This is a genomic window from Pseudomonas sp. PvP028, assembly GCF_017832255.1.
GTDB classification, from domain to species: domain Bacteria; phylum Pseudomonadota; class Gammaproteobacteria; order Pseudomonadales; family Pseudomonadaceae; genus Aquipseudomonas; species Aquipseudomonas syringae.
In genome coordinates, this window is sequence record NZ_JAFIBL010000001.1 from 5,304,487 (window position 1) to 5,329,818 (window position 25,332).

The window sequence follows — 25,332 nt, forward strand, 5'->3', positions numbered from 1 at the left end:
GATTTATTTAAGTTGCCTGAGCAGAATTTTCCGATGATTGGTGCTGTAGAAAACAGCAAAAAAGTGCAATCAAAAAGCCACATAAGCCGCCTGTACAGAGCCATCGGACATCTGCTGCAGCGTCAGGCGTTGTGGTTATTGAAATGAACATCCAGCCGGATATTTTCCGGCTCATCAATCGCCGCCAGGTACTCGTCCACGGTGATTTCTCCGACACAGGCCCGAGCGCCCGCCTGTGGACGATAGCCACCGGCCATTTTGCTGCTCAGCGCGACGGCGGCACTGCCGGGAATCTCCGGCCCCTTGTCGTTCAGTGCAGTCAGTTGCGCACGCATGTGCAACGGCTGGCCGTCGAGGTCGACGCCATCGACATCGAGGTACATCGCGCTCTTTCGATCACTCCACTGTTCAAAGCGCACGCCCCAACGGTACAGGCGCTCGGCCCACGGCGCAGGATCGCGCAGCAGCCCGCAGCGAATCGCCAGCGCCAGCAGCCAGGTCGCGATGCCGCCGGCCTTGAGGGCGGAACCGGCCTTGAAGCTCAGATTCTGCGCGGAGTAGCGTGCAGCAAATACATCCAGGTCCGGGACGTCGACATTGGCCACCAGCCGCGTGCCCATGCCGGGCATCCGGCGCAGGCTCAGGTCCATCCAGCCGTAAACGTCGTGGACCTTGCCGTTGCGCAGTTGCCTGATCGGCCGCCCGGCATTGGCCAGCACGCCGCGCACGGTCGACAGACCGGGCATTTTCGCTGCCGAGGAGATGCCATGCTCTATCGAATCGATGCGCAGAAAACGCTGGCGATGCTGATCGATGATCGCCGCCGAAAGCGTCGGCACCGAGCTGCACCCGCTCAGCACGCTGACACCTGCCTCGCGCGCTCTGGCATCGAGGGTGGCGATGCCGGCGACAAACGCCCGGCAATCCGCCAGGTCGCAATAATTCACACCCGCCTCAATGCAATGCCGGGCCACGGCATACGACTGGCCCTGAAAAGGCCCCGCGGTGTGGATAAGCAGATCGATGCCCAATTCACCCAGCTCACTGCCCGCGCCATCCTGCATGATGTCCACGCACCAGCTCTCGCAGAACCTGCCACCCAGCGTTTGCAGTGCGGCGACCTTTTCCGCAAGCTTGCGCGGGTCACGACCGGAAATGACCAGTTCGATGTCCGGCATCATCACCAGATGATTACAGATAAGGCTGCCGAAGTTGCCGTAGCCACCGATGACCAATACGCGAAATGCCATTGACTCGTCCCTGACCTGCCGAAGGATGTGATCCTGCCTGGTTGCGTCACGATTACCGTGAGCAACGGCGATGAAATACGCGTGCATTATTGATCATTGGCCGCAGGCCGGGTACAAAACCCGGTGCCTTTTTTGATTGCCCCGGGAGCAACGGATGCTGGAACTACACACCGAACGGCTTTATCTGCGGACCCTGCTCGCCAGTGACTGGCCGTTGTTTTTCAGGCTGCACTCCGAGCCCGAGACCATGCAGTACGTATTCGGAAAAATCGAAGAGCCGCAGATCCGCAAAGGCTTCGATCATCGCCTGCCCGAGTGGACGCCGGCGTCCGATCACTGGCTGTGCCTGGTGGTCATGGACGCCCAGAGCCATGCCGAACTGGGGGTCAGCGGCTTTCGTATCCTGTCGCCGGGTCATGCCGAAGTGGGCTATCTGTTGCTGCCGGAACATCAAGGCAAGGGCTTCGGCACCGAGTCATGTCGCGCAATCATCGACTACGCTGCCGCCATCGGCCTGGATTCACTGGAATCGACCGTGACCGACGGCAATATCGCCTCCTGCAAGGTGATGGAGAAATGCGGCTTCAGCTTCGAGCGCCGCGTCCCGCAGGCCTATCAGATCGGCGATCAGTGGTTCGACGACCTGATATACCACCTGCCACTGCGCTGATGAAGCAGCTGACCGGCGTTCGCCGGTCAATCGCAAGCGCCTTCAGGCCTGGGGCCGCCCTCCGAGAATCGTCACTCGCTCGCCATAGCGCGAGTGCGGGAAGTAATCCCACACAGCGTGGTGCTGGGTACAACGGTTATCCCAGAACACCAGCGTGTTCGGCTCCCAGCGCACGCGGCAACTGAGAGAAGGTTCGCGGGCGATCAGATCGAACAGCATGGTCAGCACCGCGTGGCTCTCGCCGGGTGAGAGTTGCACGATATGCGAGGTGAACCCGGAATTGACAAACAGGCTGCGACGTCCGGTTTCGGGGTGGCGAACCACCAGCGGATGTTCGCTTTTCGGCAGGCCGGCAGGCGGCTGATAGCCCTTCCACGGAATCTCGCCATCGTGAATGGCCGTCAGCCCACCGAGAAACTGCTGCATCGCTGGCGAGAGCATTTCAATGGCCAGGTGCATGTTGGCAAACAGCGTGTCGCCGCCGGTGCCGATGGCGGGTGTCTCCTTGACGTACAGCATCGAGCCCATCGACGGCTCCAGATCAGCGGTGCCGTCGGTGTGCCATAGCTCGCCCGCAGCGAAACGCGATTGGGCGTTGGCGCGCACCACGACCAGTTCCGGGTCATCGCCATCAATGCTGTCCACCGGCAAGGCGCGCAAAGGACCGAACAGTCGGCCGAATGCCTTGTGCTGTTCGACCGTCAGGTGCTGATCGCGAAACACCAGCACGTGATTTTCCAGAAAGGCCCGGCGGATTTCCGTCAACTGCTCCGCGCTGAGTGGTTGCGACAGATCGACACCGTCGACCTCGGCACCGATGATCGGTGTCAGGCGGTTGACCGTGATGCTCTGATACGGCGCACGCACGGCGCCTGCGATGCCTTCTATGGCCTTGAGTGCCATTTGATCCATGATCCCTCACCTTCAGTTGTTGGCATGGCCGGTCACCATGCCCGTGGTTCGTCTGCGGGTACTTCAGCCCCGCCTGAAAATCCTGTCGTCAACGTTCAGCCCTTTATCGACGACAGGTCGGCATTGATCATCTCGGCAATCACCTGCGCCCAGGGCGCTGCGACAATACCGTAGTGATCGGTGTCCAGTGCTTCCCAGCTCGACATGTGCGGCAACAGTCCTTGCCAGGCCCGCTGTAGATCGGCGATCTGCCAGGCGCTGCCCATGCCATAAGGATTGGGCTGCGTGGCGATGAACAGCCGCACTGGAGTGCGCAACAGCGCTTCGGGCTGATGGCCGGCCATGCTCGCCATATTGTTCTGGCAGCAGACAATCAGGCTTTGCAGGTAACTCGATGCATCTTCGCTGGCCGTGCTGGTGGCCGTGTTGACGCCGCGCCGTGCAGAAAACTCGCGCTGGAAAACTTGCTGAATCTGCGCTTCGCCAATCTGCGCCAGCTCGTTACCCGCATCCGGCGCGGGGGGATCGATCAGGTACAACAATGGCTGCTCGCAATCCTCCGTCAGCAGGCTGCACATCGCTTGCGTCACCCACGCGCCGAACGACCAGCCGGCCAGCCGCCATGCCGTGCCGTCGGGGTGATGGGCCTGCAACGCTTTGAGATACAGCTGCGCGCGCTCATCCACGCTGATGTTCGGCAGTTCGGGCAGGCGCAAGGCCGGATCGGCGATAACCCACACGCCCAGATCAGGGTGCAGCGCCGAGGCCAGCTCGCGGTACGCCTGCACGTCGCCACCCACAGGGTGAATCAGATACAGGCGCTCGCGGCCCGCGCCCGCATGCCACTGATCGATCCGCACCGCATCGGCCCACTGGTTTTCGTCCGCAGCCGTTACGGCCCCTGACGCCTGCACCAACGTCAACACCTCGGCCAGGCTGACCTTGTGGCTGAACTGCGACAACTGGAAGACCACGCCGGTCGCGGCCTGCAGTTCGTCGATCAGGTCCAGCAGGGTCAGGGAATCGGCGCCCAGCTCATAGAGCGAGGCATCCGGCTGCAGCGCACTCACACCGAGCCATTTGCACAGGCAGTCATGCAGATGCTCGGGCAGACGGTCCGGCGCTTCAGTGTCTGCCGTCAGCGCTGGCGCAGTATCGGCCAGCGTCGAGCCCGCGCTGTGGCGAACCGGGTAAAACTGTCGCGCCGTCGCTGGATCGGTGGTCGAGATCAGCAACTGCGGCAGTTGAGCCGTCATGGCTGCATCGAATACCCGGCAACCCTCCTGCGCCGACATGCCGACCGCCAGGTGCCGTTGGTGCGCATCATCCCCGACGCCACTGGCAGCGGCCATGCCGACATCGCGCCAGATGTCCCAGTTGATGCCCAGACGCACACAGCCCTTTTCGGCATGCGGGCGGTAGTGGGTAAAACCGTCAAGCACGGCACTGGCGGCGGCGTAGTCCAGGTGCCCGGCGCCACCGAACAGTGCCGACATCGAAGAGCAATACAGGACGAACCCCGGAGTCATCTGCTCGATCAACGCTTCGACCGCCAGCATGCCACGCGTCTTGCTGGCCATTGCCTCAGACAGCACCTGAGCATCGCGCTGACGGATCAGACTGCCCGCTCCGGTGCCGGCGGCGTGAATCACGCCGTCAAAGTGCCCATAACGCTCACGTAAGTGTTCAAGCACCGTGGGCCAGCGCGCCAGGTCGGCGATATCCGCAGCGATGCTATCGATGCGCGAAGCATAGGCGTGCAGTTCTTTCGGACACTCGCCACCTCGCGACAGCAGCACGACCCGCCGCTGACTGGATTGCAGCAGGTGTTCACACAAGGTACGCCCGATACCGCCTGTACCGCCGAGCACCAGAAACGTGCCGTTCGCCAGCAGCAGATTCGAATCAGCCATCGGATTCGCCAGCGGACTGGCCAACAGCTGAGGCTGCCACAGATAACCATCACGAATGGCCATGCGCCGCGGCAGCGACGCCGGTTCGGCCAGCAGCGCCGCAAGGTGCCGAGCCTGAACGCTCAACAGCGCCGTGGGCAGGTCCAGCCAATGACAGCGTATCGGGTACTCCTGCGGCGCCACTTCGGTGATGCCGGCCAGCGCCGCCAGTTCAGGGCGCATGACCTGGCCGTTCACCGGGCACGCTTGCCAGGACAACAGCCAGAGCCGCAGAACGCTCTTCTGTGCGTTCTGCCCCCAGGCCTGCAACAACGCGCTGAGCGTATCCAGACAAGCCCATTGCGCGGCCGCCAGGCTTTGCTCGTCAACCGCTCCGCCCACCGACAGCGGCAAGGCATGCAGCCAGTCCAGTTCGCTTGCCGTCTGCCTATTCTGATCGAGCGTAGCGATCAATCGGCCAAACGCCACTGGGTCCAGCGGGTCGAGTTCATAACGATTCGGGCCAAGCTGCTGGTAGCCATTGCCGGCCTGCACCTCGATGACGTGCCGATAGACACCCTGCAGACTGCCAAGCGTGGTGGCATCCAGACGCTCATGGCTACACACCACCAGCACGTCACGACCCTCACCAGTCGGTTGTGTACGCAGACGGTTTACCCGCTGCCACTGACGCTGATAAAACCAGTCCGCCAGCAGCTGGCGCTCCACGGCTGACGACGGCTGCAGTTCGGCACGTGCGGCGGGTTTGAAGCGGAAGGTATGCAGATCGAATGCCGACGGAGGCAAGTCCCAGGGGGGCGGCGTCGAACCGGTCGACCCTTCGATGCTGGCCCCCGCATACCAGGCATCCAGCAGGGCCTGGGGCGAATGCTCGCAGGCGTTCACTCGCACGTCCGAAAGCGTCACCTGCTTGATCGACGAGGCTTGCAGGCGCGGCGTCTGACCGGGCTCGCAGATCATCGCAAAGCGCCAGGGCAACGCGCGTCGACCGTGTTGCAGGTAATGCAGCAGCGCAGCCTGCTGCTCGGGAAAGGCGTTGAGCCAGGCTTCAATCGCCAGCATGTCCCGCTCCAGGGCAGTGCGGCTGTGCGCCGACAGCAGCAGGCACGCCGGGCTATCCTCGACGCGCGCTGTCTGCTGCGGCGCGGCGCCGACAATTACATGCGCGTTGGTGCCACCGATGCCGAAACTGCTGACCCCGGCCAGACGCCGACGCCCCTCGGGCCAGGGCCCGGAGGTGGTGGGTATGTAGAACGGCGAGTGCTGCAGATCGATTTGCGGATTGATCCGGGTAAACCCCAGGTTGGGTGGGATCACCCCGTGAAACACGGCAAGCGTCGCGCGAATCAGCCCGACCACGCCGGCAGCCGCGCCCAGATGACCCACCTGACTTTTCACTGAGGCCAGCGCGCAACCGGCGGCTGGTGCCGCGCCGAACGCTTTGGTCAATGCCGCCACTTCAATAGGGTCGCCCAACAGCGTGCCGGTGCCGTGAGCCTCGATGTAGCCCATGTCGGCGCCATTGATCCCGGCCTTGCGCAGCGCCTCGCTGATCACTGCGCTCTGCCCCGCCACAGACGGCGCGGTGTAACTCATCTTGGCGCGGCCATCGTTGTTCAGCGCAGAGGCTTCGACCAGCGCGTAGATCCGGTCGCCGTCGGCCTGAGCACGGTCCAGCGGTTTGAGTACCACCACCCCGTAACCGCTGGCACCAATGGTGCCGCTGGCGTCGTCACTGAACGGACGGCACAAACCGTCGCGGGAAAAAATGTGCTGCGGGCGATAACGATAGCCATCGGTCAGGGTCGGGTCGATCAGCACCCCGGCGGCCAGCATCACGTCACTGTCGCCCTGACGCAGCATCGCCGCCGCCAGGTGCACGGCAATCAGCGAACTGCCGCACGCCGCCTGAACGCTGAGTGCCGGCCCGCCGAGGTCGAGGTGGTAAGCCGCCTTGGTGGCCAGAAAGTCCTTGTCGTGGTGCAGCGCCATCTGAAAACCGTCGGGCAGATCGCCCTCGGCAGTTTCGCGCAGCATTTGCTGGAAATACGTGGTTTCGCCGCAACTGGCGATCAGACCGATGCGCGGCCCGTCGGCTTTGGGTGTCAGCCCGGCATGTTGCAGCGCCTGCACGCAGCCCATCAGCAGGTGCCGCTGTTGCGGGTCCATCAGCCGCGCTTCCTGCAGACTGATGCCGAAATAGTCGGGATCGAAATCCAACAGGCCGGTCAGTTGACTGCGCGCACCGACCAGCCCCTCGGCAGCGTCGAACCGCTCGATGCCCAAGCCATTTCCTTGAACCATCGCCCAGAACTCGGCAAGGTTGCTCGCCCCGGCCACATTCACCGACATGCCGATGATCGCCATGGGTTGTTCGCCAGCCTTAGCACCCCGCTCACTGCCCTTCCCTGCACCGGACAGTTGCCCTGCCGGTATGGATAGATGCTGTGCCAGGCGGCGCACGCTGACATGCTCGAACAACGCGGCCATTGCTACTGGCTGCGGCAGCACCTCGTTGTAACGGGCATGCAGGCGCATCAGGCCGAGGCTGGTGGCGCCGGCTTCGAAGAAAGTCTGATCAGGCTCGATGTCGCGACCGATGACCGCCACGAACAACTCGCTCAGTTGTTGTTCAAGTGCGCTCAACGGTGCCGCAGGCAGCCCGGTGCGTTGCCGTTGCAATACCTCGCCGAGATCCCCCAGTGCCCTGCGATCGATCTTGCCGCTCGGCGTGCGCGGCCAAGCGTCGACCCGCCGGTACTCGTCGATACGCACATGCGCCGGCAGGTGCAGGCTGATCTGTCGATCAAGCTGCAGTGCATCGGGCAGCGTGCCTTCGCTGCGCAACCAGGCCACCAGACGGGGCGGCTCAGCCTGCATGGCTACCACCGCGTTGCTCACCTGAGCGACCTGCAACAGCGCGGCCTCGATCTGCCCCAGTTCTATACGCTGACCACTGATTTTGATCTGCTGATCGTCCCGGCCCAGGTAGTGCAGACAGGCGTTTGCATCAGCACGCGCAAGGTCGCCGGTGCGATAGAACAGGGTCATGCCCTCTGGCTGCGGCAACTCGACAAAGCGCGCGGCATTCAGCGCCGGGTCAGCGAGGTAGCAGCGCGAAATCATCGGCCCTGCCACCAGCAGATAGCCCTGGCTGCCACGCGGCACCGGCCGGTCGTATTCGTCCACCAGCAGCAGGCGTGCATTACTCACTGCCCGCCCGATCGGCGCGCGCAGCGACCAGTCCTGAACCGCCGCAGGCAAACGCCAGGCGCTGACCACGTGGGTTTCGGTCGGGCCGTAATGATTGAACAGCCGTGCCTGCGGCATGCCGCCGAACCAGTTGCGCAAAGCCTCGGTGCACAGCAGTTGCTCGCCCGCCGTGATCACTTCGCGCAACGCCTGCGGATACACGCCCTGGCTGACAGCGGTCTGCGCCAGATGCTGCAAGGCCACGCAGGGCAGGAACAGCCGCTCGATACGCGTCTGCACCAGATAGCTCAGCAATGCCTGGGCATCCTGCCGCCAACGCGGGTTGATCAGGTGGTAACACCCCCCGCCGCAGAGGGTGCTGAAAATCTCCTGAAACGACACATCAAACGACAGCATGGAGAATTGCAGGGTCACTGACTTCGCGGGTAACTGCCCCTCGTTGCGCTGCCAGTGCAACAGATTGCAAAGGGTTCGGTCCGGCACCTGAACCCCTTTTGGTGTCCCCGTCGAACCGGACGTGAACAGCGTGTACAACGGTCGTTGACCCGCATGACGGCGACGCTCGAACGGCCGTGCCGCAGCGCTCAGGTCGACCCGATGACAGACCCGTCGGTCTGCGTTCAACTGTTCCAGTGCCACCTCAGTGGTCGCGCTGTACAGCACGCAGCCGGGTTGTGCCTGCTGCATGACCTGACGCTGCACCGCCAGCGGATAGCCAGGATCGACGGGTACCGCCGTCAGGTTGAGCCTGGCCAGCGCCAGTAAGGCCACGATGTGCTCGACCGACGCTTGGAGGTACAGGACCACTTGCAGCGGCGCATCGTTATCCTCCGGCAGCGGGCACTGCTCGATCAGGGTGGCCGCCAGCGTATCGGCCAGTGCATCCAGTTCGGCGTAGCTGATGCACTGCTGATTGTCGACCAGTGCCGGAGCATCCGGTGTGCAACTCACCTGGTAGGCGAACCAGTCGGCCACGGTGTTGAACGGTGGCTCAGCGCTGTCGCCCTGACTGGCGGGCGGCAGGTTGAAGCGGTAAGGCGTGAGCAGCGCATCAAGGGTCGCCGACGGTTTCTCCAACAGCAGATCAAGCCCCTGCTGCAAGAGCTGATTGACGGCGACCATTTGGCCCGCATCGAAATAACTGCACTGGTACTCCCACCAGCATTCCAGCTGTAACCCGGCATCGACCACCAGCAAGGTCAGCGGACATTTGGCCTGCACCGTCTCGTTGAATTCCAGCGTGGCCCGCAGGCCGGTATGGGCCAGCCTGGCGTAGTCGGTGTTTTCCAGCACGAACATGAAATCGAACAGTGCACTGCTCGACGACAGCCGCAGGTCTTCCACCAGGTCCGCCAGCGCGACGTCCTGCAAGGCCAGCACCTCACGCACCGTGGCGGTCTGCTGATGCAGTTGCTGGTCGAGCGCCTTGTCGCCGTCGAACGCCGTGGGGATCAGCACGGTATTGGCGAACATACCGATTGCGTCTTCGAATTCGCTCAGCGGACGGTTGGATACCGGGCTGGCGATGCGTGGCCGTTCACAGCCGGTCAGGGCGTAAATGCTCCAGGCATAAACGCTGAACAGCACCTCATAACGAGTGACGCGCTGTCGGCTGCAAAAACGATCCAGTGCAGCGCTGCGCGTGGCTCCCAGCGGCTGACGATAAAGCAGTGCCTGCGGGCCAGGCTCGCGAACCGGCAGCAGCGCGGGCGAAGACGCCGGGTGCTGACGGTGCAACCCGGCCAGGGCGCGACGCTGATCGCGGTAACGCGGGTCGACACGCCATTGCCGTTGCCACAGGGCAAACTCCAGCGTGCCCAGACCCGGCGAAGGCTCGGCACTCGGCAGCCCCTGCAGCGCATCGTCGTACAGCTGCACCAGGTCATCGAACAACAGGTTCATCGACCAGCCATCAATGGCCACGTGATGCAGGTTCAGCAGCAAGCGGCAGCTGCCATCGGCAAACGGCAACAGCCAGGCCTTGCACAGCGCCGACGTCGCCAGATCGAAAGGTGTGTCGAAGACCAGGGCTGCAAAGCTGCGCCAGGTCTGTTCACTGAACGCCCCTTTAGCAAAGGTCTGGCACACCGCGTCCCGTTGGTGAACCTCTTGATGCAGCCCGTCGGCAGCGGAGACGAACGCCGTGCGCAGCCCGCTGTGCCGAGTCAGCAGGCGCTGCACGGCGTCGGCCAGTGCGGGGAGTTGAACATCCGCCGCCAGGTGCAGGATGATTGGCACGTTGTAGGCGGTCGCCTGCGGAGTGCGCTGCTGCATCAGCCACAGGCGACTCTGCTCGGCAGTCGCCGGCGCACGCCCTGAATGGTTGACGGGCGGCGCGGGCGGATAGGCAGACGCCGCCCCCTGCTCATCACCAAGGCGCTTGGCCAGTGCCGAAAACGATTCGCTCAGCACCGCACCCAAGGTGATTTCCCGCCGCCAGTGGGTGCGGATTGCCGAACGCAGACGCATGGCCTTGAGCGAGTCGCCGCCGCTGCCCAGCCAGTCATCCTCGCCGTTCAGCTCAGGTTGCGCCAACAACCTGCGGGCCTGAGTCAGCAGCCAGTCAAGCGTGGGCGAGTGTTGCTCGTCTGCCCGCGAACCCGCCTGCGGTCGCCACGGCTTCAAGGGCTGCTCCAGCAGCGCACACTGATCGATCTTGCCATTGGCGGTCAACGGCAGGCGCTGCAGCACAAACAGCTGATGCGGGCGCATCCATACCGCCAGGTTGTCACGCAGGTGCTGGTCGAAATCGCGATAGTCCAGCGCCTCGCGCGGCACGATGAAGGCCAGCAACTGGTGGTCTTCAGCCGCCTGCCGGCGCGTACAGACGTGCACCTGCGCCACCTGCGGGTGCTCCAGAATACGCTGCTCGACCTCGCCCGGCTCGATGCGAAAACCGCGGACCTTCACCTGACGATCAATCCGCCCCAGGTACTCGATCAGCCCGTCGGCATTGACCCGCACCTGATCGCCGGTTCGGTAATGCAGCACGTCCCCGGCATCGATTGTCGGCAGGCGCAGGAAACGCTGTTGAGTCTCGGTCGGACGGTTGCGGTAACCGCGTGCGACCCCGCTGCCGCTCAGGTAAAGCTCACCCGCCTCGCCACTGGCAACCGGGCGTTGTTGCGCATCAAGCACCTGCACGCCGGTGTCAGGCAATGGCCGACCGATCGGCACCGCGTCCCCGGCAAAGTCGCGGGGGATCGGATAGCACACGGCGAAGGTGGTGCATTCGGTGGGTCCGTAGGCGTTGAAAATCCGGCAACGGCTGTCGGGATTGGCCTGATACCAGGCACGCACCGCCGCGGCGCTGACCTGCTCACCGCCGATCAGCACTTGGCGCAGGCTGGCGAAACAGGCGGGGTTATCTGCGCTCAAGGTGTTGAACAGCGAAACGGTCATGAACAGGCTATCGACCTGCTGCGTTTCCAGCACTCTGGCCAGTTGCTGTGCGTCCTGCAGGTCTGCGTCGGCAATGATGACGCAGCAACCGCCGTTGAGCAGCGGCGCCCACAGTTCGAAATTACAGGCGTCGAACGCCGGGTTGGACAGGCAGGCCACGCGCTCGCCTGCGCGAGTGTCGAGGCAACTGTCGGTCCGGGCCAGACGCAACAGGCCGCGCTCCCCTACGTCCACGGCCTTCGGGGTACCGGTGGTGCCCGAGGTGTAGAACAGGAAGCTCGACGCGGCGAAGTCCTCGGGCAGCGGCAGTGCCGGTTGATCAGGGAATTCCAGCAGGGCTTCGACGCTGACGTACCAGCCACGTTGTGGCGCTGCCAGGCTGTCCGCGTCTTCGCCGAGGGTCACCAGCCCGACGCAACCTCCGTCGTCGAGCATCAGCTGTCGACGCCGGGCCGGACTGGCCCGATCCAGCGGCACCACCACAGCCCCGACTTTCAGCACGGCCAGTATCGTGGCGACCCATTGCCAGCAGCGCGGCATGCACAGGGCAATCGGATCCGCAGGGCCGGTGCCTTGTGCCAGCAGCCCTTTGGCGATTCGTTCACTGGCGCTGGCCAGTTGCGCGTAGGTCAGCCGTACCTGTCGGTCGATCACGGCCAGCGCCTGCGGATCACGGCGTACCTGCTCGGCGAAACGCGACAGCAGGGTCTGGGGGTTGCGGGCGTTATTTTCCGCGTGCCGGTTCATCATTGCGCCTCCTGCGTGTCGAAACGTTGCAGCTCTTGCCTGAGCGTCTGCGAGACCCGATGCACCTCAGCGCTTTCCAGCATGCCCCAGTGCCCGCCATGTACCAGCCGGGCCTTGTAACCATTGCCCGCGCGACGACGCCAGAAGCTGCGCAGCTCATGCAACTGCGGGCGGGTAAAGCCTTCGCGAGCCTGAATCAGCACGATGCGCCCGGCTTGCGGCGCGCACTCGTATGCGGCCATGGCCAGGCGGTTGTGGTTGTAGAGGTGGAAATATCGCTCGACCTGCGCGTCTTCGATGCCGGGGTACATGCCGTTGAAGCGCACCAGCTTGTCGCGAAACTCCGCCATGTCCACGGTCCCGATCTGTTGCCGAAACCCCGGATCATCCGAGCCTTGGGTGTCGAGCAGCACCACCGTCACCTGACGATGGCCGGCAGCCGTCAGGCGGCGGGCCATTTCGTACGCCACCAGGCCACCGAACGACAGCCCGGTGAGCACCAGCGGTTGTGAGGTCAACGCCGCGATCCGCCGCAAATAGGCGTCGGCCATCGCTTCGACGCTCGGCTCGGTGCTCTCTCCGGGGTTCAACCCTGGCGATTGCACACCGTACACACCGATGCTTTCCGGCAGTTCCTTGGCCAGCGACAGATAGCAGAACGCTGTGCCCCCCGCCGGGTGAATGCACACCACGTTGCGTTGCCCGGCACCGCGCCGGAATTCGATCAGGTTGTCCTGTGCCGCGGCCAGGCTGGCCCCGCTACGCAGCCAGCCGCCCAACGCCTCGATGGTCGGGTGGCCGAGGATCACGCGCACAGGCACCTCGACGCTGAACGCCCGGCCAATTTCGTAGGCCATCTTGATCGCCGCAATCGATGTCCCGCCGACGTTGAAGAAGTTGTCGCGAATGCCGATCTGCGGCACTAGCAGCAGGTCTTTCCAGATCTGATACAGGGTCAGCTCGATATGGTCACGGGGGCTGCCGAGATTGACCTGCCGGTCGGCCAGATCCTGATCGGCCAGTGCCGCAAGGGCGGCACGGTCGACTTTGCCATTGACCGTCAACGGTAAGGCGTCCAGCCACAGAAACGCGCTGGGCATGACGGCGCTGGACAGAGTCGTTGACAGGTGCGCACGCAGTGCGGATTCGTCCACCGTGCTGTCGGTAACGCAGCACGCCACAAGGCGCTGGTTCTGCGCCGTATCACCGACGATCAATGCCACACTGGTACGAATACCGGGGAACAGGTCCAGACGCGCTTCGATTTCACTCAGTTCCAGGCGAATGCCGCGCAGCTTGACCTGAAAGTCGTTGCGACCGAGAAACTCCAACTGACCGTCCGGCCGATAACGCGCCAGATCGCCGCTGCGGTACAGCCGGTCACCGGCAACGAAGGGGTTGTCGATAAACCGTTCGGCGGTGAGCTCGTCCTGCCCCAGATAACCCCGTGCAACGCCGACACCACCAATGTGCAACTGACCGGTGACCCCGGCCGGCACCGGCGCATCACGCTCGTCGAGCACGTAAAAACGGGTGTTGGCAATGGGTCGGCCGATGGGCAATTGGCGTGGCGGAACGTCAGCACCAGGCTCCAGCGTCCAGACACTGCTGATCACTGTGGTTTCGGTCGGACCATAGACGTTGTGCAGGCGGGCATGCGGCAGACGCTCCTGAAACAGCCTGGCGACTGCGGGCGACAGCTCCCCACCGCCACTGAACACATCCTTCAGGGAGAGACAGGCGCTGACCTCTTCGACCTCCAGAAACAGTTGCAACATGGCCGGCACGAACACCATCGCGGTGACGCTTTGTTCGCGCACCACCTGCGCCAGGTAGCCGGGTTCGAAATGCCCGCCGGGACGGGCGATGACCAGCCTGCCCCCGGTGAGCAGCGGCCAGAAAATCTCCCAGGCCGAGGCATCGAAACCGAATGGAATCTTGTGCAGCATGCTCCCGTGTTCGCCGCAGAATTGCTGACACCACAGCAGCAGGTTGCTCAGCCCGCGATGCGTGACCATCGCCCCCTTGGGCAGCCCGGTGGTGCCGGAGGTGTACAGCACATACGCCAGATGGTCGGCGTTCACACCGACACGCTGCGGCTGCGGATTGTCCGACGGGCACTCGGCCCAAAGCACGGCATCGGCCTGCACGTCGAGGATCGGCACTTCACAGTCCGCGCCTTGCAGGGCCTCGCGCAGGATCTTGCGCGTCGGCCCTTGGGCCAGCAGCACCACCGGGGACGTGTCATCGAGAATATGCCGCAGGCGACCCGATGGATAATCCGGGTCCAGTGGCACATAGGCGCCCCCGGCCTTGAGCACCGCCAGCACGGCCACCGGCAGTTCCAGCGAACGTTCGATACACACCGCCACGCGCACATCCGGGCCGACGCCGAGGGTGAGCAAGTGATGCGCCAGGCGGTTCGCCTGACTGTTGAGCTGGCTGTAGCTCAGCGATCGACCTTCGAAGATGACCGCACACTCGGCCTGCCGACGCGTGACCTGAGCTTCGATCAGACGATGCACGCAATCGACGGGCTGGGCCAGCGGTGCCGGGCTGTTCCACGCATGCAGTATCTGTTCGCGTTCGGCATCGCTGATCAGCGTCAGTGCGCCGACAGGCTGCTTGGGGTTCAGCGCCACCTGTTCCAGCAGCTGACGATAATGCCCGCTCAGACGCTCGATGCTGGTCTGGTCGAACAGGTCGGTGTTGTATTCCACCAGCAGGCTCAGCACACCGTCGCGCTCGACCCATTCGAACGCCAGGTCGAACTTGGCCGTGGCGCTCCCGGTGCCGTATGGGGTCATGCTCAGGCCCGGCATCTGTGCGGCGTTGCCTGGGGTGTTCTGCAACACCATCATGACCTGAAACAGAGGCGAATACGCGGTATCGCGTTGCGGGTTGACGGCCTCCACCACGCGGTCGAAAGGCACGTCCTGATGCGCATGGACATCCAGCAGAGTGGCGCGCACTTCGCGCAACAGCTCGGCAAAGGTCTGCTGCGGATCGAGACGCTGGCGAATCACTTGAGTGTTGACGAAATGGCCGATCAGCGGCTCGATTTCTGGACGGCTACGGTTGGCGAATGGCGTACCGATGCACAGGTCCCGCTGACCGCTGTGGCGCCAGAGCAGGACCGACAGCGCGCCGATCAGCACGTTGAACAGCGTGCCTTGGGTCTGTCTGGCCAGCGCATTGAGCGCACGCAAGGTGGTGCCGTCGACCGTCGAGCTGAAAGTAGCCCCGACGTAGCGCTGCACGGTCGGACGCGGCCGGTCGGCAGGCATGTCGAGCAGCGGTGGCGCGTCGGCCAGCGTGCGCTGCCAGAAGTCCAGTTGCCCGGCCAGCGCCTCGTCGCTCAGCCGCTGTTGCTGCCAGCAGGCGTAATCGGCGTACTGCACCGCCAGCGGCGCCAGACTGGACGCCTGACCGCGCAGAAAATCGCCATACACGGTAGTCACTTCCTGAAGGATCACGCCCATCGACCAGCCATCGGCGATGATGTGGTGCACGCTGTACAGCCAGAGGTATTCCTCATCGGCCAGGCGCAGCAGCGAGGCCCGCAGCAACGGGCCGCTGGCCAGGTCAAATGGCGCTTTGGCCTCCTGCTCCACCGCCATGCTGACGTGCGCATCGCGCGCCGTCGGCGACAAGTCACGCAGGTCGACACTTGGCATCACCAGCGGCATCGCCGGGTGCACGAGCTGCCGTGGCTCGCCGTCCACGCTGGCAAACGTGGTGCGCAATATTTCATGGCGCATGATCAATTCGTTCAGCGCCCGCTCCAGCGCCGACACATCCAGCACGCCTTTCAGCAGCACCGCAGTGGGCACGTTATAGAACGCATTGCCCGGTTCCATCTGATCGAGAAACCACAGCTGGCGTTGTGAAAACGACAGCGGAACAGCCGTTTGCCCGGCAGCACGCCGAGGGATCGCGGCGGGGTCGGTGCCGCTCAGCAAGGCAATCAGTTCTGCCTTGTGCTGCTTGAGCGCCTGCAACATCTCGTCATTCAGAAACCCGCGCGGCGCCTTGCAGCGCAGTTTGTCGCCGTCCACTTCAAGCACCACGGCGTGGCGACCGAACAACTCCAGCAATTGATAGGCATTCATATCTCTATCTCCTCCATGTCGCTGGCATCGTCCGTTTGATCGGCGGCAGAAGCGAACGCCTCGACCTGCGCGCGGCGTTGTTCGTCGGCAGTGCGCAGGCCGCCCACCATCGAGTAGATCAACTGATGATTCGGTCCCAGGTCGAATAGGGCCGACAATTGCTGCTCTTCGAGCGAGCCCATGCCACACAGGCCAAGGCCCTGCTCCACCGCCGTCATGGTCAGCAATTGCGCCATGCCACCGGCTTCGATATGACAGAAGTCACGACTGCGCTCGCCATACAGCGGCCGTATCGCGGCCATGTCGGCGATGAAGAACAGCGAGAACGCGGCGTTTTCATACACCGGGCGGTTAACGAAATAATCGTAGGTGTCCGGATCGAGCGGCTCGCTGTCGAGCATCAGCAGGCGGTGCTCAACCGGGTCGTAGTAATAGGCGCCGGCAGCAACGCCGGTGACCCTCTGCGGTTTGACATACAAGTAGCACTGGATCGGGTACAGACCGCCTGCGGACGGGAACTGGTATTTGACCTCGCCGTGCAGTTGCCCCTGCGCCAGGCTGGCCAGTAACCCGGCAAACGCTTCGGTCAGAACGGGCCCCTCAGCGAATTGGCGTACCGAGCGGTAATCGCTGAAGCGTCGCGCGAACGCCGGATCATCCGGACGCGCAAGATTCAGCGCAGCAACCTCTGGGGTGAAAGTCCGCCGACCGCGCTGGTCGGCCTTGAAGCGCGCCCGCTGCTGCGGATCCTCAATCACCTGCTCAGGCGAACCCGCGCGCTGCCGAACGCTGTCGACCACACTGCCGTCGGCCAGATTACGGCGGTACATGCCGAGCAGATTGAGCAGCGTCGGCTGCGCCAGCAATTGCGCAACGTTGGGACGGAACTGCAGTTCGCCGGACAGCGCATTGCTGATCCTGACAATGTCGATCGAGGTGGCGCCCAGGTTGAGCAAATTGGCGTCGGCAGCGATCGACGGGCGCTTGAGCACGCCCTGCACGATCATCACCAGTTGTTGCTCCTGTGGCCCCTCCACTTCCAGCGCAGGACCGGCATCCTGAACCTGCGCTGGCTCCGGCAGGCGCTTCTTGTCGACCTTGCCGTTGGCCGACAGCGGCCATTCCTGCACGAAGGTAAACGATGTTGGCACCATGTAGGCCGGCAGTTTGTCTGCCAGGTACTGGGTAAAATCACTGGCCTGTAACGAGGAATCGGCCTTTAGTACGTAGCCCGCAAGCCGCTTCTCGCCCAGCGCTTCGCCGAGCACCCGCACCACGGCGCTCTGCACGCCGGGATGGCGATTGAGCGCCGCTTCGATCTCGCCCAGCTCGATGCGGTGCCCCTGGACCTTGACCTGGGTGTCTTCACGCCCGAGAAACTCGATATTGCCGTCGGGCAGCCAGCGCCCCAGGTCGCCGGTCCGGTACAGACGTTCGCCAGTCAGCGGGTGACCGAAGAAACTGCCGGCACTCAGGGCTTCATCACGCCAATAGCCCTTGGCCAGGCCGATACCGCCGATATACAACTGGCCAGCCACCCATGTCGGGCGAACCTGCAAGGCGTCATCCAGCACATAGAAGCGCTGGTGATCCAGCGCCTTGCCATAGGGAATACTGCGCCACGCGGGGTCGACCTGCTGCAGCGGATACTGGATCGACCAGATGGACGCTTCGGTCGCCCCGCCAAGGCTGACCAGTTGCAACGCCGGCTGCAGCGCCCAGGCACGCTCGGGCAGCGTCAGGGGAATCCAGTCGCCTGACAGCATCGCCACGCGCAGGCACGACGGCAACGCGCTGCGCTCGCTTTGCACATACTCCAGCAACATGCCGAACAAGGCTGGCACCGAATTCCACAGGCTGACCTGATGCCGCTCGATCAGCGTCAGCCAGTGCGCCGGGTCGAGGGCTTGCTGCGGTTCGAGCAGCACCACCGCTGCGCCAGCGGCCAGCGTGCCGAAGAAGTCATAGACCGACAGGTCGAAACTCAGCGACGAAACCGCCAGCACCCGGTCCGCAGCGCCGACGGCAAAGCGCCGGTTGATGTCGAGCAGCGTATTCACCGCACCGCGATGATCGATGACCACGCCCTTGGGCAGGCCGGTCGAGCCCGAGGTGTAGATCACATAGGCCAGATCGTCCGGGGTGAGATGCACGGCATGCAATTCGGACTGATCGGGAAGGCCATCGTCGGCAATGATCGGGTCGCTCACGCTGATCACCTGGACCTGCGCGGGCCACTCGACACGTTGCAGCAGTGCCGGCTGAGTCAGTGCCAGGCTGGCTTCGGCACGTTGCAGAATGTGCTCCAGACGCTCGGTCGGCAGTGCCGGGTCGAGCGGCAGGTAGGCCCCGCCGGCGTACTGGATCGCCAGCGTCGCGACGACCTGTTCCCAGCCACGTTCCATGACCACCGCGACCAGTTGATCAGGCACCACGCCGCGACACTGAAGCAGCGCCGCCAGTTGCCGCGCTTCGGCTCGCAGCTGCCGATAACTCAACTGACGCTGGGTGCCGATGACCGCCAGCGCATCCGGGGCAGCGAGTGCCTGGCGATCGAACAGCTCGTGCATCAGCGCCGAGTCGGCGGGGCTGGCATCGGGCACCGGCAAGCGCGCCCGCGGTATCAGCTCCACCGTGCCAGCGTTCCAGGCATCGGCGTCCAGCAGGCGATCCAGCAGCGCGTTGTAGGCGACGAACATCTGCTCGATCAGGCCTTGCGGAAACAACTCGTCGATGCTGTCCCAGTTGAACAGCAGGCGCCCTTCCAGCTCCAGCAACGTGTGGTCAAGCCAGACCTGCGGGGTTTGGGTGATGCTGTGCATATGCTCGGCATTCAATGCGTCGGCAAGGTTGAATTCGGCCAGTTCCGGCGCAGCTTCCGACAGGGTGCTGTTGAACACGATCGGCATGGCGGTCTGCTGCACGCCTCGGGCCTGGGACAGTTCACGCAGCACCCGCACGCCGCTGACCACCGAATGGTCGATGTCTTGCCACAACCGTGCCTGCACGGCACGCGCCTTGTCGATGAAACTCGCGGCCCCGTCGAGACTGACTTCAAGCAAGACCAGCGAGGTGAAGTCACCGATGATCTCATCGACATCCGGGTGCAGCGGCATGCGATTGAACAGCGGCAGACTCAACGTGAAGCGCGGCTGCCGACTCCACAGCGCCAGCACCTCGCTGAACGCGGTCAGCAGCATCACCGATGGCGTCACGGCAAATTGCCTGGCGAGTTCCTTGAGCCGTGACCACTGCAGCGCTGAAAGCTCGCGGTCGCGGCGGGTAAAGTGCGGCTGGCTGATACTTTCCGGCTGGCACACCAACGGCAGGTCCGGCGCAGGTGCCAGCGTGGCAACCTTCTCGCGCCAGTAGTCCAGTGCCTGTGAATAGCGGCTGTCATTGCGCAAGCGCTGCTCGGCCAGCACGTAATCGCGAAAGGTCAGCCCCGGTTCGAGCAGTTGCAACTGCGGGTCGGCATAAAACGCCATCAGCTCGCGCGCCAGAATCTGCGTACTCGCGGCGTCGACGATCAGGGCGTCAAGGCTGATGTGCAGATGGCTGATGCCCTCATCGAGCAACGACAGACTGAACTCGAACAACGGCCAGCGACTGGCGTCCAGCACCTGATGGGATTGACGTTCGCGGGTGACTTGCAGGGCCTGCTGCGCGGCGGCGGCAGACAGGCCGCGCAGATCGTTGCGTGGCATGTGGTAGGTCGGCACGCTGTCGAGGACCTGCTGCGTGCCATCGCCAAGGAACACCACGCGCAGCATGTCGTGCCGCAGGATCATGCGGTTCAGCGCCTGCTCGAAACGTGGCACGTCGAGGCCGGGGATGCGCAGCTCTTCATAGCCATGGGCACTGACCCCGCCGAGGCTGACCGACGCTTCGCGGCCAAACCAATACGCCTGCTGGATATCGGTCAGCGGAAACGGCGCGTAACGTGCGCTGCGATCGGCTTCAATCGGGGCAAAGGGTGTGTCGAGCGAAGGCCCGTCACTCCGCCCGAGCCGCACCTGCTCGGCCAGGTCCATCAGCACCGGCGTCTTGAACAGGCTGCTCAGGGACAGCTGCGCGCCCATGCGCTGGTTGATCATGTAGATCATTCGCGTGGCCAGCAGCGAATGCCCGCCCAGTTCGAAAAAGTTGTCGTGAATGCCGACCTGCTGGCACTTGAGCACCTCGGCCCAGATACACACCATCTGCCGCTCGGTCTCGTCGCGCGGTGCCACATAGGCACTGGCGGCCTGCCGCTCTGGCACTGGCAGCGCCTGACGGTCGAGCTTGCCGTTACGGGTCAGCGGCAACTGCGCCAGCGCCACCCAGGCCGTCGGCACCATGTGTTCCGGCAGGTGCAGGTGTAGCTCGGCACGCAATGTTTCGGCAGTTGCAGGCCCCACCACATAGGCCACCAGACGCTTGTCGCCCGGCACATCTTCGCGCAGCAGCACCACCGCTTCCCGCACACCGGGTTGCTGGTGCAGAAGGCTGTCTATCTCGCCCAGTTCGACGCGAAAGCCGCGCAACTTGACCTGCTGGTCGATGCGTCCCAGGTAGTGAACGTTGCCGTCAGCCGCGAACCGCGCCAGGTCACCGCTGCGGTACATACGCGCACCGGGCTGCGAGTTGAACGGGTCCGGCATGAAGCGTTCGGCGCTCAAGTCTGGACGATTCAGATAACCACGGGCCAGGCAGGCCCCGGCGATAAACAACTCGCCCGCCACGCCGACCGGCACCGGGTTCAGGTCGCCGTCCAGCACATACAGACGCGCATTGGCGATGGGCCGGCCAATCGGCGGTGCGTCCGGCCACTGCCCGGCGGCGTCACAGTTCAGGCTGAACTGGCTGACCACGTGGGTTTCGGTCGGGCCGTACTGGTTGTGCAGTTGCGCACCGCCAAGGCCGCAGACAAAGGAACGCAGTTCGTCATTGACGAGCAACGCCTCGCCAGCAGTGATGATTTCGCAGCCGCCCTTTGGCAAAGGCATCGGCACCGACGCCTCGGCTTCAGTGAGGCTGGCCAGTTGCTGAAGCACGGCAAACGGCAGAAACGCCCGTCGTACATCTTCGGCCACCAGCGTCGGACGCAGCGCGGCGAGATCTTTGCGGCCGGCTTCGCTCATCAGCACCAGGCTGCCACCCTGGCACAGCGTGCTGCAGATTTCCTGAAACGACACGTCGAAATTCAACGACGCGAATTGCAGCACGCGTTGTGCAACAGGCGTCTGTTCCAGTTGCCAGGCGATCAGGTTATCCAGCGCCGCACGACTGTGCGCCACGCCCTTGGGCCGCCCGGTCGAACCGGAGGTGTAGAGCACGTAAGCCAGGTTGCCGGGGCTGACGGGGACTTGCGGGTTGGCCTCGGAATACCCAGACCAGCGCTGCGCTTCCACGTCGAGGCAGCAGATCGGCAGCGTGTCCGGCAACGGCGGCAGACCGGCACGCAGTGCAGTCTGGGTCAGCAGCAGGCTCGGTGCGGCATCCGCGAACATGAACGCCAGACGCTCGGCCGGGTATGCCGGATCGAACGGCACGTAAGCGGCTCCGGTCTTGAGAATGGCCAACAGGCCGATGACCATCTGCGACGAGCGCTCCAGACACAGTCCCACGCGCTGCTCGGGCCTCACGCCCTGCTCGATCAGGTAATTCGCCAACCGGTTGGCAGACTGATTGAGCTCGGCGTAAGTCAGCGCTCGCTCATCGGCCAGCAACGCCTCGGCGTCGGGTGTGCGCTGCGCCACGGCTTCGAAGCGTTTGACACAATCGGGCTGCGCCGAGGTATCGCGTTCGGTGCGGTTCCAGTCGTGGACGATCCGTCGGTGCTGCTCGGCGTTGAGCAGGTCGAGCGTCGCCAACGGCTGTTCGCTGTCCTCGACCATCTGCGTGAGGATGCGGCGCAGGTATTCGCCCATCTGCACCACGGTCTCCGGCTCGAACAGCCCCGACGCGTATTCCAGGCCGCCGACGATTTGCTCGTCGCGTTCGCTGAGTGCCAGTTGCAGGTCGAATTTGGCCACTGGCTGGACGCTTTGCAGCACACTGACATCGACCCCGGACAACTCCAGATCGGAATCCTGATGCTGCTCCCAGGCGAACAGCACCTGAAACACCGGGCTGTAAGCCAGACTGCGCGGCGGGTTGAGCAACTCCACCACTTGATCGAACGGCAAGTCCTGATGTTCCTGAGCGGCAAGCGCAACGCTGCGCGCCCGTTGCAGCCAGCTGGCCACCGTCGGGCTGCCGGCGCGGGTCATGCGCAGGGCCAGGGTATTGACGAAGAACCCGATCAGCCCTTCCAGCTCCTGCTGGCTGCGGTTCGCCGAGGGCACACCAATGACCACGTCATCCTGCCCCGACAGGCGCATCAGCAACAGCGACCAGGCCGCCAGCAGGTTCATGAACAACGTGGTGCCCTGCTGCGTAGCCAACACTCGGAGCCGTGCTGTCAGCGCACGGTCAAAGACCAGCGGCACGAAGCCGCCGCGGTAATCCTGGGCGGCCGGACGTTTGTGATCGGTGGGCAACTCCAGCAATAGCGGTGCACCGCTCAGGGTTTCACGCCAGTAGCGCCGCTGCGCATCCAGTACCTCGCCGGACAGCCACTGGCGTTGCCAGGCCGCGTAATCCACATACTGAACAGCCAGCGGCGGCAGTGGCAGGGACTGCCCGTGCGCGGCCGGTTGCTGAATAGCCGCCTCATAGAGCAGCCCCAGTTCACGGGTCAGCACGCCCATTGACCAGCCATCCGAGACGATGTGGTGCTGGGTCAGCAGCAACACATGATCGTCGTCGGCCAGCCTGACCAGGCTGACGCGCATCAACGGCCCCACCGCCAGGTCGAACGGCTTGCTGCCCTCTGCGTCGATCAACGCCAGCAGACGCGCCTGGGCATCTCGCTCGTCGCGAAGATCGATGACTGGTAACGGAATGATCGCTCTCGCAGCAACACGCTGCCGCCCCTCGCCCTCGACCGCGAAGAAGGTGGTGCGCAGCGCCTCGTGGCGGGCCACCAGCTGATTGAAACTGCGCTCCAGCGCGGCTACTTGCAACGGCCCGCGCAGGCGCAGATTCAAGGGCATGTGGTAGGCCGCATTGCCGCCTTCCATCTGCGCCAGAAACCACAGGCGCTGCTGGGCAGATGACAATGTGTGTGCCCCGCTACGCTCTACAGCCGTGATCGGTGGGCGAGCGTTGCCCTGCTGCGCGGTGCTCAGTCGTTCGGCGAACTGCTGCAGCACGGGGGCGGTAAACAGGGCTGAGGGTGACACCTCAAGATGCAGTGCCTGCCGAACCTTGGCCAGCACGCGCATCACCAGCAGCGAGTGGCCGCCGAGTGCAAAAAAGTGATCCTGGCGACCGACTCGCTCGACGCCCAGCACCTCCGCCCAGATGGCCGCGAGGGCCGTTTCCAGCGCGCCTTGCGCGGCTTCGAAGACATGCCGATCGAACGCGTCATCCCCCGGCTCGGGCAGTGTGATGCGGTCCAGCTTGCCATTGGCGGTCAGCGGCAGCGCGTCCATGCGCACGAATGCAGCAGGAATCATGTAGTCCGGCAGGCTGCGCTGCAGATGCTCGCGCAGGCCTTTGGGCGTCAGCGCTGCGCCGCTCTGTTCGCGAAAGTAGGCAATCAGCCTGGGCACGCCGGCGTTGTCCTCGCGCAGCACCACCACGTTGTCACGCACACCGGCAACCTCGGCCAGACGCGCCTCGATTTCACCCAGTTCAAGGCGCAGGCCGCGCAGCTTGGCCTGCGAGTCGTTGCGCCCGAGGAATTCCAGATGGCCGTCAGCTCGATAGCGGGCCAGATCGCCAGTACGGTACAACCGCTCACCGGCCACGAACGGGCTGTCGATGAAGCGCTCGCGGGTCAATTCCGGCAAGTTCAGGTAGCCACGCGCAACCCCCGCGCCGCCGATGTACAGTTCGCCGGTCACACCCTGGGGAACCCTCTCGTCAGCGGCATCGAGCAGGTAAATCCGCGTGTTGGCCAACGCCCGTCCGATGGGCAGCACCGCATCGACGTGGCTGTCGGGCTCGAACTCGAAACAGGTGCTGTCGATGCTCGCTTCGGTAACACCGTAGGCCTGGACGATTTGTACATGCTCGCCACACAACCCACGCAGTTGGCGCGCACTGTGGGCCGTCCAGATGTCCGAACCACAAACCACCGTGCTCAGGAACGACAGGTCGCGCCCTGCCTCCTGCGCCCAGACCAGCAAAGGGTTGAGCACCGCAGGCACGAAGTCCGCGAAATCGATGCGCGCCTCGCTCAACAGGCGATACAGCGCAGGCGGGTCCATCAGCGTGTCACGCGGGCAGAGCACGAGCGTGCCGCCAAAACCCAGCGCGCGGATCAGGTCGGCGCTGAACACATCGAAGGAAAACCCGGCCATTTGCAGGTGATTGAGGGGTTTGTGCAGCGCGTACAAGCGCTCCCAGGCAGCGCTCACCGCGATCAGCCCACGGTGCTCGACCATGACCCCCTTGGGCGTCCCGGTGGAGCCCGAGGTGTAGATCACGTACGCCAGATGGCGGGACGTCAGACCAACCGCGTGCGGGTCAGGGTTGTGCGTCGGCTGCGCTGCCCATAGTCGGGTATCGGCCAGATCAAGCACTTGCGTTGCGACCTCACCTTGCTCCAGCGCCGCCAGCAACGCCGCGCGCGCCGGAGCGTGGCTCAGCAGCACGCGCGGCGTGCTGTCTGCCAGCATGTGGGCCAGACGGGCTTTCGGGTACGTGGGGTCCAGCGGCACGTAGGCACCGCCGGCCTTGAGTACCGCGAGCACGCCGACCAGCATGTCCAGCGAGCGCTCCAGGCAAATCCCGACACGCACATCCGGCCCTACACCAAGGCTGCGCAGGTAATGGGCCAGGCGGTTGGCTTGGGTATTGAGCGTCGCATAGTCAAGCGTGTCCAGCCCCAAGCGTGCCGCGATAGCGTCAGGATTAAGCTGCGCTTGTGCTTCGAAAAGGCCATGCACACACTGGGTTTGGTCAAAGGGTTGCTCTGTATCAGGATGAGCGAAGCCCGTCCCGCGCGAGGAAGATTTGTCGACCATCAGGAATCACCGTCCGTGAGCAGATTATTTTTTTATGAGCAGACGGGAGCGCAG

The 25,332-nt window shown here is 64.0% G+C and carries 6 protein-coding genes; 1 reads left to right on the forward strand and 5 read right to left on the reverse strand.

Translation table 11 applies throughout. The features are described 5' to 3' along the window. Positions 1–122: 122 nt before the first annotated feature. The gene (locus JOE34_RS22685) at positions 123–1,250 is read right to left on the reverse strand and encodes a saccharopine dehydrogenase NADP-binding domain-containing protein (protein ID WP_003423344.1); all 1,128 of its coding nucleotides are present in this window, start codon (positions 1,248–1,250) and stop codon (positions 123–125) included. Between the two features lie 154 nt (positions 1,251–1,404). On the opposite strand from JOE34_RS22685, the gene JOE34_RS22690 reads away from it, so the two are divergent. After that, positions 1,405–1,920 carry a GNAT family N-acetyltransferase gene (locus JOE34_RS22690; protein WP_003348960.1) on the forward strand — a complete coding sequence of 172 codons (516 nt, stop codon included), beginning with the start codon at positions 1,405–1,407 and terminating at the stop codon, positions 1,918–1,920. A 42-nt stretch (positions 1,921–1,962) separates the two neighbouring features. On the opposite strand, the gene JOE34_RS22695 is transcribed toward JOE34_RS22690, so the two are convergent. The 4 genes from JOE34_RS22695 to JOE34_RS22710 form a co-directional block, all read right to left on the reverse strand. Next, a complete protein-coding gene (locus tag JOE34_RS22695; RefSeq protein ID WP_003348961.1) occupies positions 1,963–2,832 on the reverse strand; it encodes a TauD/TfdA family dioxygenase in 870 nt (289 codons plus the stop codon). A gap of 95 nt (positions 2,833–2,927) precedes the next feature. Next, the gene (locus JOE34_RS22700; protein ID WP_209996693.1) at positions 2,928–12,110 is read right to left on the reverse strand and encodes a non-ribosomal peptide synthetase; all 9,183 of its coding nucleotides are present in this window, start codon (positions 12,108–12,110) and stop codon (positions 2,928–2,930) included. Then, entirely contained in the window at positions 12,107–16,219 is a 4,113-nt protein-coding gene (locus tag JOE34_RS22705; RefSeq protein ID WP_209996695.1) for a non-ribosomal peptide synthetase, read from the reverse strand. Before JOE34_RS22705 ends, JOE34_RS22700 begins: the two co-directional genes overlap by 4 nt. After that, positions 16,216–25,278, reverse strand: a complete 9,063-nt coding sequence (locus JOE34_RS22710; RefSeq protein ID WP_209996698.1) for a non-ribosomal peptide synthetase — start codon at positions 25,276–25,278, stop codon at positions 16,216–16,218. Before JOE34_RS22710 ends, JOE34_RS22705 begins: the two co-directional genes overlap by 4 nt. Positions 25,279–25,332 lie beyond the last annotated feature (54 nt).